General features: G+C 64.1%; 12 protein-coding genes and 1 tRNA gene. 12 read left to right on the top strand and 1 reads right to left on the bottom strand.

All coding sequences use genetic code 11. The features are described from left to right. Positions 1 to 366: 366 nt before the first annotated feature. The 12 genes from H156_RS0101390 (at position 367) to H156_RS0101335 (ending at position 11925) form a co-directional block, all read left to right on the top strand. Positions 367 to 443, top strand: a tRNA-Val gene (locus tag H156_RS0101390). A gap of 73 nt (positions 444 to 516) precedes the next feature. Then, a complete protein-coding gene (thrS, locus tag H156_RS0101385) occupies positions 517 to 2433 on the top strand; it encodes a threonine--tRNA ligase (RefSeq protein WP_017364893.1) in 1917 nt (638 codons plus the stop codon). Between the two features lie 20 nt (positions 2434 to 2453). Beyond that, positions 2454 to 2984, top strand: a complete 531-nt coding sequence (gene infC / locus H156_RS0101380; RefSeq protein WP_081423394.1) for a translation initiation factor IF-3 — start codon at positions 2454 to 2456, stop codon at positions 2982 to 2984. 21 nt (positions 2985 to 3005) lie between these two features. After that, positions 3006 to 3203 (top strand): 50S ribosomal protein L35, encoded by a 198-nt coding sequence (rpmI, locus tag H156_RS0101375; protein ID WP_010960033.1) that lies wholly within the window; start codon positions 3006 to 3008, stop codon positions 3201 to 3203. A gap of 38 nt (positions 3204 to 3241) precedes the next feature. Next, positions 3242 to 3589 (top strand): 50S ribosomal protein L20, encoded by a 348-nt coding sequence (gene rplT, locus H156_RS0101370; protein ID WP_010960034.1) that lies wholly within the window; start codon positions 3242 to 3244, stop codon positions 3587 to 3589. A gap of 77 nt (positions 3590 to 3666) precedes the next feature. Next, on the top strand, positions 3667 to 4692 hold the full coding sequence (gene pheS, locus H156_RS0101365) for a phenylalanine--tRNA ligase subunit alpha (RefSeq protein WP_010960035.1): 1026 nt from the start codon (positions 3667 to 3669) through the stop codon (positions 4690 to 4692). A 27-nt stretch (positions 4693 to 4719) separates the two neighbouring features. Then, on the top strand, positions 4720 to 7095 hold the full coding sequence (gene pheT, locus H156_RS0101360) for a phenylalanine--tRNA ligase subunit beta (RefSeq protein ID WP_017364891.1): 2376 nt from the start codon (positions 4720 to 4722) through the stop codon (positions 7093 to 7095). A gap of 4 nt (positions 7096 to 7099) precedes the next feature. Beyond that, entirely contained in the window at positions 7100 to 7432 is a 333-nt protein-coding gene (locus H156_RS0101355) for an integration host factor subunit alpha (RefSeq protein ID WP_010960037.1), read from the top strand. 203 nt (positions 7433 to 7635) lie between these two features. Continuing rightward, complete coding sequence (argC, locus tag H156_RS0101350; RefSeq protein ID WP_017364890.1) at positions 7636 to 8682, top strand: N-acetyl-gamma-glutamyl-phosphate reductase; 1047 nt, start codon at positions 7636 to 7638, stop codon at positions 8680 to 8682. Next, positions 8679 to 9644: a 50S ribosomal protein L3 N(5)-glutamine methyltransferase gene (gene prmB, locus H156_RS0101345; RefSeq protein ID WP_017364889.1), complete on the top strand. Its 966-nt coding sequence runs from the start codon at positions 8679 to 8681 to the stop codon at positions 9642 to 9644. Before argC ends, prmB begins: the two co-directional genes overlap by 4 nt. A 15-nt stretch (positions 9645 to 9659) precedes the next feature. Then, entirely contained in the window at positions 9660 to 10760 is a 1101-nt protein-coding gene (aroC, locus tag H156_RS0101340; RefSeq protein WP_010960040.1) for a chorismate synthase, read from the top strand. 16 nt (positions 10761 to 10776) lie between these two features. After that, complete coding sequence (locus tag H156_RS0101335) at positions 10777 to 11925, top strand: MFS transporter (protein ID WP_017364888.1); 1149 nt, start codon at positions 10777 to 10779, stop codon at positions 11923 to 11925. Here the strand turns inward: H156_RS0101335 and H156_RS0101330 are convergent. Continuing rightward, positions 11891 to 12367, bottom strand: coding sequence for a pyrimidine dimer DNA glycosylase/endonuclease V (locus H156_RS0101330; RefSeq protein WP_017364887.1), 477 nt, complete (start codon positions 12365 to 12367; stop codon positions 11891 to 11893). The genes H156_RS0101335 and H156_RS0101330 overlap by 35 nt on opposite strands. Positions 12368 to 12379 lie beyond the last annotated feature (12 nt).

The raw sequence follows: 12379 nt of genomic DNA, 5'->3' as shown, positions 1-12379 counted from the left end.
AGCGGAGGTGTCATGAGCCGGGGCATGCATGTCCGGCGGCGGATCGCCTTTCTCGCGGCGGTCGTGGCTTTGGCGGTATCATCGCCCGCCGAATCGGTAAGGGTGCCGCCGTGGCCGGCTGGCCGTGGCGGGACGAACCGGGCCGCCTGCCCGGTTTCCGGCCGGGCTGGTCCTTACCGCGGGATTGTTCGAGCACCATGCCGTGCCGTACACGCGCGACAATCCGCCGTAATCCGAAGTGCACGAGGTCCATCATAGGGATTTGCCCGGTGTCTGCCATGAGCGAGGTCCGCGGAGAGGGAGGAAAAAACTGTTGGCAAGAATCGAATGTCTCATTATAATGCTTCCTTCTTGTCGAATTACGACAGGCGCGTAGCTCAGTTGGTTAGAGCACCACCTTGACATGGTGGGGGTCGTTGGTTCGAGTCCAATCGCGCCTACCAGATATCCCAGGAAGCATCGCCAGGCGATGCTTTTTTGTTTGGGGGATTCGAGTCAGACCACGAGCGCCATATCATGCCCGTCGTTACCTTGCCCGACGGTTCCCGCCGGGAATTCGATCATCCCGTCACCCTCCTGCAGGTGGCCGAGGCCATCGGGCCGGGACTTGCCAAGGCCGCGCTGGCCGGCCGGGTGGATGGGCGGCTCGTCGATCTCTCCCATCGCATCGAGGCCGATGCCGAGGTCGCGCTGGTCACCGCGCGCGATGCCGACGGCGTCGAAGTCATCCGCCATTCCACCGCCCATCTGCTGGCCCAGGCCGTCAAGGCGCTCTATCCCAAGGCCCAGGTGACCATCGGCCCGGTCATCCAGGACGGTTTCTATTACGATTTCTCCTACGAACGTCCGTTCACGCCGGAGGATCTGGAGGCGATCGAGGCCAAAATGCATGAACTGGCGGCTCAGGCGCTGCCGGTCGAGCGCAGGACCATGCCCCGCGAGGAAGCCATCGCATATTTCCGGAGTCTGGGCGAAGCCTACAAGGCCGAGATCATCGAGGCGATTCCGAGGGGCGAGGTGATTTCGCTGTATTCCCAGGGTGATTTCACCGATCTGTGCCGCGGCCCGCACGTGCCGGACACCGGCCGGCTCAAGGCCTTCAAGCTGATGAAGATCGCCGGCGCCTACTGGCGCGGCGACTCGCGCAACGAAATGCTGCAGCGCATCTACGGCACCGCCTGGGGTGACAGGAAAGACCTCGCCGCCTACCTGCAGCGGCTGGAAGAAGCCGAGCGGCGGGACCATCGCAAGCTCGGCAAGGCGCTGGATCTGTTCCATATGCAGGAGGAAGCTCCTGGCATGGTGTTCTGGCATCCCAAGGGCTGGATCCTGTGGCAGGAGATCGAGCAGTACATGCGGCGGGTCTTCCGTGACAACGGCTACCAGGAAATCCGCACGCCGCTGGTGGTGGCCCGGACTTTGTGGGAGCGCTCCGGCCACTGGGAAAAATTCTCGGACGAGATGTTCACGACTGCGTCGGAAGAGCGCGACTATGCCATCAAGCCGATGAATTGTCCCTGCCACGTGCAGGTGTACAACCAGGGCTTGAAGAGCTATCGCGATCTGCCGCTGCGGCTGGCCGAGTTCGGTTCCTGTCATCGCAACGAACTTTCCGGCGCCCTGCATGGCCTCATGCGGGTGCGGGGTTTCACCCAGGACGACGCGCACATCTTCTGTACCGAGGAGCAGATCCAGGACGAGGTGTCACGCTTCATCGACCTGTTGTTCAAGGTCTATGCCGATTTCGGTTTCAGTGAGGTCCAGATCAAGCTTTCCACCCGGCCGGAAAAGCGGGTCGGTTCGGACGAGGTCTGGGACAAGGCCGAGCATGCGCTGGAAACGGCACTGAACGCCAAGGGGCTGGCCTGGGAACTGCAGCCCGGCGAGGGCGCGTTCTACGGCCCCAAGATCGAGTTTTCGCTGAAGGACTGCCTGGACCGCGTCTGGCAGTGCGGCACCATTCAGGTCGACTTTTCCATGCCGGACCGGCTCGGAGCGACCTACGTCGCCGAGGACGGCGCCCGTCATGTGCCGGTCATGCTGCACCGTGCGATCCTGGGTTCCCTGGAGCGGTTTGTCGGAATCCTGACAGAACACTACGCCGGACAGTACCCCTTGTGGCTGGCGCCGGTGCAGGCGGTGGTGCTCAACATCACCGACCGGCAGGCCGATTACGCCCGGGAAGTGGCGCAAGAGTTTGTCTCTAAAGGATTTAGAGTCATCGCCGACTTGAGAAATGAAAAGGTCGGCTTTAAAATCCGCGAACATTCCATGCAGCGGGTACCTTATTTGCTTATCGTCGGCGATAAGGAAGTCGAAGCGGGAAGCGTCAGCTTGCGGACGCGAGACGGTAAGGATCACGGCAGTTTCGGGATAGGCGATCTGGTGGCCAAGTTCACCGAGGAAACGATGAAGCGCGCCGTGAGTCATTAACACATCGGAGGACTGGGGTTATCACTGCCAACGACAAGAAAGAGCCGCGACTCAACGAGGAGATCACGGCCCCCGCCGTCAGACTGATAGGCGCGGATGGACAACAGCTCGGGATAGTTTCTTCGCGAGAGGCCAGACAGATCGCCTACGATGCCGATCTGGACCTGGTCGAGATCTCGCCCGGTTCGGATCCGCCGGTGTGCCGGATCATGAACTACGGCAAGTATCGGTTCGAACAGAACAAGAAGCTTCAGGCTTCCAAGAAGAAGCAGAAGCTGATCCAGATCAAGGAAATCAAATTCCGTCCGGGTACGGACGAAGGCGACTACCAGGTCAAGCTGCGCAGTCTCATTCGCTTCCTGAATGACGGCGACAAGGCCAAGATCACCGTGCGGTTCCGCGGGCGCGAACTGGCGCACCGCGAACTCGGCATGGATCTCCTGAAGCGGATCGAAACGGATCTGGAAGAATACGCGTCGGTGGAACAGTTCCCGAAACTGGAGGGGCGTCAGATGAGCATGACGCTGGCCCCCAAAAAGAAAAAGGCTTAGAGACTCTGGAGAATCACAGAAATGCCCAAGATCAAGACCAATCGCGGCGCAGCCAAGCGCTTCAAACGGACCGGTTCCGGTGGCTTCAAGTGCGTGCAGTCGCATCGCCGCCACATCCTGACCAAGAAGTCCACCAAGCGCAAGCGCCAGCTGCGCAGCCCCGACATGGTGCATCCGTCCGACGTGCGTGCAGTGGCGCGCATGTTGCCGTACACCTGACCAGTCCCGTTACAGAGTCACCGCAAGAGGAATAAGTCATGGCACGAGTCAAGCGCGGAGTGATAGCGCGCGCCCGTCACAAGAAGGTCCTGAAGCAGGCCAAAGGTTATTACGGCGCCCGCAGCCGGGTTTACCGCGTCGCCAAACAGGCGGTCATTAAGGCGGGACAGTATGCCTACCGAGACCGTCGTCAGAGGAAGCGTCAGTTCCGCGCCCTGTGGATCACCCGCATCAATGCCGGCGCCCGCGAATTCGGCCTGTCCTATAGCCGTTTCATCAGCGGTCTGAAGAAGGCTTCCATCGAGATCGACCGCAAGGTGCTGGCCGACCTGGCCGTCCGCGACAAGGATGCCTTCGCGGAGCTGGCCCGCATCGCGCAGGGCTGAGCATCCACGCCGTATTCGGCGGAAGTCCCGGACTTTCGCCGGATTTCTTTCATGCCGTCATTCAAGATCAGTCCATCGTGAATTCCTCGCCCGAGTCCACCCTGGAACAAGCCTCGCGCCTGTTGGCCGCGGCCGGGAGCGTCGCCGAACTGGATCAGGTCCGGGTGCGTTATCTGGGCAAGAAGGGCGAGTTCACCGAGCAGATGAAGACGCTCGGGACGCTTTCGCCGGAAGAGCGAAAGGAATTCGGGCAGCGCGTCAATCAGGCGCGCGATGAGTTCCAACGGTTGCTGGAACGGCGCAAGGCGGCTCTGGAGGCCGAAGCGCTGGCTCGACGCCTGTCCAGCGAAACCATCGACGTTACGCTCCCCGGCCGCGGCCAACGGCTCGGCGGGTTGCATCCCGTCACCCTGACCTTGCGCCGCATCACCCGGTTGTTCCGCAGTGTGGGTTTTTCGGTGGTCGAGGGCCCGGAGATCGAGGACGATTTCCACAATTTCGAGGCGCTCAACATTCCGGCCCATCATCCGGCCCGCGCCATGCACGACACCTTCTATTTCAGCGAGCACCTGCTGCTGCGCACCCATACCTCGCCCGTGCAAATCCGGGTGATGGAATCGGGGCAGCCGCCGCTGCGGGTCATCGCACCCGGCCGGGTCTACCGCTGCGATTCCGATCTCACCCACACTCCGATGTTCCACCAGGTCGAAGGTTTCTGGGTGGACGAGCAGGTCAGCTTCGCCGATCTCAAGGGCACGCTGTACGAATTCCTGACGGGTTTTTTCGAGAAAGACTGCGCGGTGCGGTTCCGTCCGTCGTATTTCCCTTTCACCGAACCTTCCGCCGAGGTCGACATCGAATGCGTGATCTGCGACGGCCGTGGCTGCCGGGTGTGCAAGCATAGTGGCTGGCTCGAAGTGATGGGCTGCGGCATGATTCACCCCCGCGTGTTCGAGGCGGTCGGCATCGATCCGGAGCGCTACAGCGGCTTCGCGTTCGGGCTGGGAGTCGAGCGCCTGACCATGCTGCGCTATGGCATCAACGATCTGCGCCTGTTCTTCGAAAACGACCTTAGATTCCTGCGGCAGTTCAAGCCGTTCTGATCCCGAAAGTTCCCGCGAACGACCGACATGCGCCTGAGCGAAGCCTGGTTACGTCAATACGTCAATCCCATGGTCGACACGGCCGGGCTGGTCCGCCAGCTGACCATGGCGGGCCTCGAAGTCGACGGCGCCGAACCCGCGGCGGCCGATTTCAGCGGAGTGGTGGTGGCGCGAATCCTGGAAGCGGCCCCGCATCCCGAAGCCGACCGCCTGCAGATCTGCCGGGTCGATACCGGCGGCGGCGAGCCGCTGCAGATCGTCTGCGGTGCAGCCAATGCTCGTGTCGGCCTGGTGGCGCCCTTGGCGATGGAAGGCGCGGTATTGCCCGGCCCCCTGAAGATCAAGCGTTCCCGTCTGCGTGGCGTTGAATCTTTCGGTATGCTGTGCTCGGCCAAGGAACTCGGTCTCGAAGACGACGCATCCGGTTTGCTGGAGCTGCCCGCCGATGCACCGGTCGGTGCCGACATCCGCGATTATCTGCAGCTCGATGACCGGATTCTGGAAATCGATCTGACTCCCAACCGCGCCGACTGCCTGAGCGTGGAGGGCATCGCCCGTGAGGTGGCGCTCATCAACCGGTTGCCGTTCCAGGGTGTAGACGCGGGAACCGTTGCCGTCGGCAGCCAGCGGCGGTTGGTCGTCCATCTGGACGCGCCCGAAGCCTGTCCGCGCTATCTCGGCCGGGTCATCGCCGGCATCGACGCCCGGGCCCAGACTCCACGGTGGATGAAGGAGCGGCTGCGCCGCAGTGGGCTACGGAGCTTGGGGCCGGCGGTCGACGTCACCAATTACGTGTTGCTCGAGCTGGGCCAGCCCCTGCATGCCTTCGATCTGGAGAGGCTCTCCGGCGACATCCACGTGCGGCAGGCCCGCGACGGCGAGCTTTTGAGATTGCTGAACGGGGAGGAAATCACCCTGTCTTCCGACGTACTGGTCATCGCCGACGAAGAAAAAGCCTTGGCGCTGGCCGGTATCATGGGTGGGGAACAGAGCGCGGTGGGGGGCGCCACGAGCGACGTCTTTCTGGAATGTGCGTTCTTTGCGCCCGCCCTCATCATGGGCAAGGCGCGCCGGTACGGTTTGGCGACCGATTCCTCCCACCGCTTCGAGCGGGGCGTCGATCCATCGCTGCAGCGGCGGGCGATCGAGCGGGCGACCGCGCTGTTGCTGGAGATCGCCGGCGGCGAAGCCGGCCCCGTCACCGAGGCTGTGCGTGAGGATCTTTTGCCGCTCAGGGCGCCGGTCCGCCTGCGCGAGCAGCGCATCGGGCAACTGCTCGGTCTGAGCCTGCCGCGGGACGAGGTCGCCGATATCCTCGCTCGCCTCGGTATGAGCGTCGAAGAGGACGAGCCAGGCTGGACGGTCACGCCGCCGAGCTTCCGCTTCGACATCGCGCTGGAGGCCGATCTCATCGAGGAGATCGGCCGCGTCTACGGTTACGACGCCATTCCCCGGCGCCGCCCCGCCGTGGCATCGGCGATGCAGCCGGCGTCGGAAACGGTGCTCGGCCTCGATCGGGTGAAGGATCTGCTGGCCGACCGCGGTTACCAGGAAGTCATCACCTACAGTTTCGTGTCCGCCGAGATGCAGCGGCGGATCGATCCGGAAGCCGAGCCCGAAGCCCTGCTGAATCCGATTTCCGCCGATCTGGCGGTGATGCGGATCAGTCTCTGGACGGGCTTGCTGGATTGCGCGCAGAAAAATCTGAGCCGCCAGCAGGACCGGGTGCGTATCTTCGAGACCGGGCTGAAATTCGTAAGGCGGGGCGGGTCGCTCGAGCAGCGCAACACTCTGGCCGGCCTCGTCCTGGGTTCCATCCTCGACGAGCAATGGGGGGAGAAGTCACGGCGGGTGGACTTTTTCGACGTGAAATCGGACGTCGAGGCTATACTGGGCCTGACTGGCAAGAGCTCGGTTCGCTTCCGTCCGGCGATCCATCATGCCCTGCATCCCGGCCAGAGCGCCGAAATCCTGATCGGCGATGGCGGCGCCGGCTGGCTGGGCATGCTGCATCCGCAAATCGAGCGCGAGCTTGGTTTCGAACAACCCGTGTTTATGTTCGAACTCGACGCTGGGGCGCTGCTGCAACGCGATCTGCCGCGGTTCGCGCCCTTGTCCCGCTTTCCCCTGGTGCGGCGCGATCTGGCTCTGGTGGTGGCCCGGGATCTGCCGGCAGCGGATCTGCTGGAAGCCGTCGCCGCGAGCGGCGGGCCCCTGGTTCGCGACACGGTGCTGTTCGATGTTTACTCGGGAGCAGGGGTGGAGGCCGGCAAGAAGAGCGTGGCGCTCGGTGTCACCCTGCAGGATGCGGAGGAGACGTTGACCGACGACCGGGTGGACGAGGTCATGAGCCGGATCGTGGCTCGGTTGGCGGCAGATTTTGGTGCGAAATTGAGAGAATGAGGCAATGGCGCTAACCAAAGCGGACATGGTCGAAAGGTTGTTTTCGGAACTCGGTCTGAACAAGCGGGATGCCAAGGAACTGGTCGACCAGTTTTTCGAAGTCATCAAGGCTTCGCTGGAAAGTGGGCGTTCGGTGAAACTCTCCGGTTTCGGCAATTTCGATCTGCGCGACAAGCGCCAGCGACCGGGCCGGAATCCGAAGACCGGCGAAGAGATCCCGATCACCGCGCGCCGCGTGGTGACCTTCAAAGCGGGCCAGAAACTCAAAGCCACGGTCGAGGCTCTTCAGGAACCGGAACTGGGCAAATTGGACGCCGAGCGGACCGGGGAGGTTTGAGGCGGGTTCCGCGCCTCCCGGCCGGCTCCCGTTTTCCTCCGGAGGTCACCGGGTCGCCGGCCGACTGCCATTCCTGAAATCGGGGTCCGGGATCCCGGGCCTCGAGGTTCTGACGAAGCCTGTATTTCGACGCGCGGGACGGGGGCGCCTCTCGCCGTCTGATAGAATGACCGTCATTGAACTTTCCGAATCCACAAACAGACATGAGGTCAGGCAAGCCGGTCGAAGTCGGCATCGTAGGCGGGACCGGTTACACCGGTGTGGAATTGCTGCGCCTACTGGCGCTGCACCCGGGCGTGCGCATCCGCGCCGTTACCTCCCGCGCAGACGCCGGCAAGGCCGTCGCCGATCTCTATCCGAATCTCCGGGGCCACGTGGATGTCGTTTTCACCGGGCCCGAGGTGGAGAATCTCGGCGGCTGCGACGTGGTGTTCTTCGCTACCCCCCATGGCATCGCCATGCAATCGGCGCCGGCCTTGCTCGAACAAGGCATCGTCGTCATCGACCTGTCGGCGGATTTCCGCCTCAAGGATGCAGACGAATGGGCGCATTGGTATGGGCAGGAGCATGCCTGTCCCGGGCTGCTGAGCGAAGCCGTCTACGGCCTGCCGGAGGTCCGTCGCGAGGCGATCCGTTCGGCACGGCTGATCGCCAATCCGGGCTGTTATCCCACCGCCGTCCAGCTCGGCCTGCTGCCCTTGCTGGAAAACCGGCTGGTGGCGGCGGACCGGCTCATCGCCGACGTGAAATCGGGCGTCAGCGGCGCCGGCCGTAAGGCCGAGGTTCCACTGCTGATGAGTGAAACCGGCGAGAGCTTCAAGGCCTATGCGGTGGCGGGCCACCGGCATTGGCCGGAAATCGTGCAGGGTCTGGTGGAATTGGCGGGGGAGCCGGTCGGGCTGACCTTCGTGCCGCATCTCCTGCCGATGATCCGTGGCATTCATGCAACCCTCTACGCCGTGCCGGTCGATGAGCCCGGCGACATCCAGCGGCTCTACGAGGAGCGCTACTGCGACGAGCCGTTCGTCGACGTGCTGCCGCCCGGCAGCCATCCGGACACGCGCGACGTGCGCGGTTCCAACCGCTGCCAGATCGCGGTGTTCGAACTCCGGAGGAGCGGCCAGATCGTGGTGCTGTCGGTGATCGACAACCTGGTCAAGGGTGCTGCCGGCCAGGCGGTGCAGAACATGAACCTCCGATTCGGTTTCGCGGAAACCACCGGTCTCCAAGCCATCGGCCTGTATCCATGAACACGAACCCTCGGTCCGTCCTCGAGACCTTGACCACGGTGCGCGATTACATCCGCTGGGGTGCGACGCGTTTTTCCGAAGCCGGCGTGTTTTTCGGCCATGGCACGGGGACCGCGCTGGATGAGGCGGCCGCGCTGGTCATGCACGTGATCCGCCAGCCGCACGACATGCCTTCGGGGTATTTCTCCGCGGTGCTGACGTTCGAGGAGCGCGAGCGCATCCTGCACTTGGTCGAGCGGCGGATCGAGGCGCGTGTGCCTTTGCCCTATCTGACCCACGAGGCATGGTTCGCGGGTCTCAAGTTCTACGTGGACGAGCGGGTGCTGGTGCCGCGCTCTCCCATCGCCGAGCTGATCGAAAACCAGTTCCAGCCCTGGCTGGTGCCCGATGCGGTCGGCGACGTGCTGGATCTGTGCACCGGCAGCGGCTGCATCGCCATCGCCTGCGCCGATGCCTTTCCCCAGGCGCGGGTGGATGCCGTGGACATTTCCGGCGGCGCGCTGGAAGTCGCGGGGATGAATGTCCGCGCCCACGGGCTCGAAGAGACCGTCCGGCTGGTGCATTCGGATCTGTATCAGCAGCTCGACGGCAGCCGCTACGACCTGATCGTGAGCAATCCGCCTTACGTGAATCTGCAGGAATGGCGCGCACTGCCTCCGGAATACCATGCCGAACCCCGGCTCGGGCTGGAATCGGGGGAAGATGGCCTGGATTGCATCCGTCGCATTCTCGCCGGCGCGGCGGACCGGCTCAAGCCTGGCGGTGTCCTGGTCGTCGAAGTCGGCTCCAGTGCCGAAGCGCTGGCGGCGGCGTTTCCGGAGGTCGAATTCCTCTGGCTGGATTTCGAGCACGGTGGCGAAGGGGTGTTCCTGTTGACTGCGGCCCAGGTGGAAAGGCACAGGAAGCTGTTCGAGCATTCGCCCGGCCCGGAAACCGCAGCGGCCGGCCACAGTCCCCCCTAAACCCAGCGAGAGACCATGTCCGGAAACACCATCGGCAAACTGTTTACCGTCACGACCTTCGGCGAAAGCCACGGGCCTGCGCTCGGCTGCATCGTCGACGGCTGCCCGCCGGGACTTGCGTTGTCCGAGGCCGATCTGCAGCACGATCTGTATCGCCGCCGGCCGGGCCAGTCCCGCCACACCACCCAGCGGCGTGAGTCGGACACCGTCAAGATCCTGTCCGGGGTGTTCGAGGGACTCACCACCGGGACGCCGATCGGTCTCCTGATCGAGAACGAGGACCAGCGGTCCAAGGATTACGCCAGCATCGCCGACCGCTTCCGCCCCGGCCATGCCGACTACACCTACCACATGAAATACGGCTTCCGCGACTACCGTGGCGGCGGTCGCTCGTCGGCGCGTGAAACCGCGATGCGGGTGGCGGCGGGAGGCATCGCCAAGAAATACCTGCGTGAGCGGTTGGGTGTCGAAATCCGCGGCTACCTGGCCCAGCTCGGGCCGATCCGGATCGACCCGGTGGACTGGAACGCCATCGACGACAACCCCTTCTTCTGTCCCGATCCCGCCAGGGTTCCCGAGCTTGAAGCTTACATGGATGCCCTGCGCAAGGAAGGTGATTCGAGCGGCGCCCGGGTCAACGTGGTGGCCAGGGGCGTGCCGCCGGGCTTGGGCGAGCCGGTCTTCGACCGGCTCGACGCCGAGCTGGCGTATGCGCTGATGAGCATCAACGCCGTCAAGGGTGTGGAAATCGGCGCCGGTTTCGGCTGTGTCGAAGCCAAGGGTTCGGTGTTCCGCGATGAGATGAGTCCGGAAGGTTTCCTGGGGAATTCGGCGGGCGGTATTCTGGGTGGGATATCCACCGGCCAGGACATCGTTGCCAGCATCGCGCTGAAGCCTACCTCCAGTCTGCGTCTCCCGGGCCGGTCGGTGAACATCCGCGGGGAATCGGTGGAAGTCGTGACCACCGGACGCCATGATCCCTGTGTCGGCATCCGGGCCACGCCGATCGCCGAGGCGATGATGGCCATCGTGCTGATGGATCATTATCTGCGCCACCGGGGTCAGAACCAGGACGTCGTGCGCACGCTTGATCCCATCCCGCCCAGCGCGTTCTAGGCGGGCGGAGCCGCCCATGCCCGGCACCGTGCCGTACTGGCGGCTCTCCGGCCTGTACCTCTGGTATTTCGCGGCACTGGGCACCTTTCTGCCATATTGGCCGCTTTATCTGCAGGCGCGGGGGTTCGGCCCGCAGGACATCGGCGTCATCATGGCCGTCATGGCGGCTACCCGCATCGTGGCGCCCAACGGCTGGGGCTGGCTGGCCGACCATACCGGGCGCGACCTGTTCCTCATCCGCCTGGCTTGTCTGCTCACTTTCCTTGGATTCGGCCTGATCTTCGTGCTGCCGGGCTACTGGGGGCTGTTCGTCGCGGTGGCGCTGTCGGGTTTCTTCTGGAATGCCTTCCTGCCCACCCTGGAGTCGCTGAATCTGGCTTTGCTCAGGGGCGATGCCCGGGGCTACAGCCGGATCCGGCTGTGGGGTTCGGTCGGGTTCATCCTGGGCGTGCTCGCCGTGGGCGCGGCGCTCGAAGCGCGGCTTGCGATCGGCTGTCTGCCGCAGGTGCTGGCCTTTCTGTTCGCGCTGATGGGGCTGTCCAGTCTCGCCATTCCGGGCGGCGCGCGGGTGATACACGTGCCTGCCCAGGATACCTTGTGGCGGGTCGTCAGGCGGCCCGAGGTCATCGGCCTGTTGCTCACCTGTTTGCTGATTCAGATGGCCCACGGCCCCTATTACAGCTTCTATTCCGTACATCTGGAGAACCACGGCTTCGACCGCTCCCGCACCGGCCAGTTCTGGGCCTTGGGGGTCTTGTCGGAGATCGTCCTGTTCCTGGTCCTGCCAGCGATCCAGGCCAGGATTTCACTGCGTCCCATCCTGCTCGCGAGCATCGCTTTGACGGTCTTGCGCTGGCTGCTGATCGGGCGCTACGCCGATCGGCCGGGAATCCTGGTGTTCGCCCAGACGCTGCATGCCGCCAGCTTCGGCGCGTTTCACGCCGTCTCGATCGCCCTGGTGCACCGCTATTTCCAGGGACGCAACCGCAATCGCGGCCAGGCGCTGTTCACCAGCCTGAGCTACGGTGCGGGCGGTGCGCTGGGAAGTTTCGCCAGCGGCTACGCCTGGGCCGATTTCGGCGCCGAGACGGTTTATGCCGGCGCGGCGGTCGTATCCTTCATCGCCCTGATCATCGCCTGGCGGCTGGTGGATCGGCGGCGCTAGTGTTCGGTTGCTGCGGAAGTACTTCCCAATCCGCCACCGGTCCCGGAACGATGCGGAACGACGGGTGCGGTTCCGGCCGCTTCAGCGTCTCCATGGGTTCAAGCCAGGCGGGTGCGCGTATCCGCAGCTTCGCCTTGAGATGCGCCCATTCGTAGGTGAGTTGGCCGTCCGTGGCCGTCATTGGGGTCGGTACCGGGCAGGGGGCGATCTTGCCCGCGTCGAAGCGGTAGCCTCGGCGCTCGGCTTCGGCGTGGACGGCCCGCAGGTAGTGCGCGATCGCCGCTTCGGGGTCGGGCAATTCCCGGAACCGGCTCAACTGGGGATGATGGGTATAGCCGCGCGTCTGCCCTCGCAGTACGGCTTGTGCCAGCAGGGCTTCGCGCCAGAGCGCGACCAGGCCTTTGGCGTCCAGGTAGCAGGGATGCAGGGTCCAAAGCCGCATGACCGGACTCGT

The organism is Methylococcus capsulatus str. Texas = ATCC 19069, assembly GCF_000424685.1.
Lineage (GTDB): Bacteria > Pseudomonadota > Gammaproteobacteria > Methylococcales > Methylococcaceae > Methylococcus > Methylococcus capsulatus.
The sequence above is the reverse complement of the archived record's forward strand: the minus strand, read 5'-3'. Positions and strand labels throughout refer to the sequence as shown.

Excerpts from the sequence above, each read along its gene's own strand:
- thrS (WP_017364893.1), top strand. The coding sequence starts at position 517 with ATGCCCGTCGTTACCTTGCCCGACGGTTCCCGCCGGGAATTCGATCAT.
- rpmI (WP_010960033.1), top strand. The coding sequence starts at position 3,006 with ATGCCCAAGATCAAGACCAATCGCGGCGCAGCCAAGCGCTTCAAACGG.
- rplT (WP_010960034.1), top strand. The coding sequence starts at position 3,242 with ATGGCACGAGTCAAGCGCGGAGTGATAGCGCGCGCCCGTCACAAGAAG.
- pheT (WP_017364891.1), top strand. The coding sequence starts at position 4,720 with ATGCGCCTGAGCGAAGCCTGGTTACGTCAATACGTCAATCCCATGGTC.
- H156_RS0101355 (WP_010960037.1), top strand. The coding sequence starts at position 7,100 with ATGGCGCTAACCAAAGCGGACATGGTCGAAAGGTTGTTTTCGGAACTC.
- argC (WP_017364890.1), top strand. The coding sequence starts at position 7,636 with ATGAGGTCAGGCAAGCCGGTCGAAGTCGGCATCGTAGGCGGGACCGGT.
- prmB (WP_017364889.1), top strand. The coding sequence starts at position 8,679 with ATGAACACGAACCCTCGGTCCGTCCTCGAGACCTTGACCACGGTGCGC.
- aroC (WP_010960040.1), top strand. The coding sequence starts at position 9,660 with ATGTCCGGAAACACCATCGGCAAACTGTTTACCGTCACGACCTTCGGC.
- H156_RS0101335 (WP_017364888.1), top strand. The coding sequence starts at position 10,777 with ATGCCCGGCACCGTGCCGTACTGGCGGCTCTCCGGCCTGTACCTCTGG.
- H156_RS0101330 (WP_017364887.1), bottom strand. The coding sequence starts at position 12,367 with ATGCGGCTTTGGACCCTGCATCCCTGCTACCTGGACGCCAAAGGCCTG.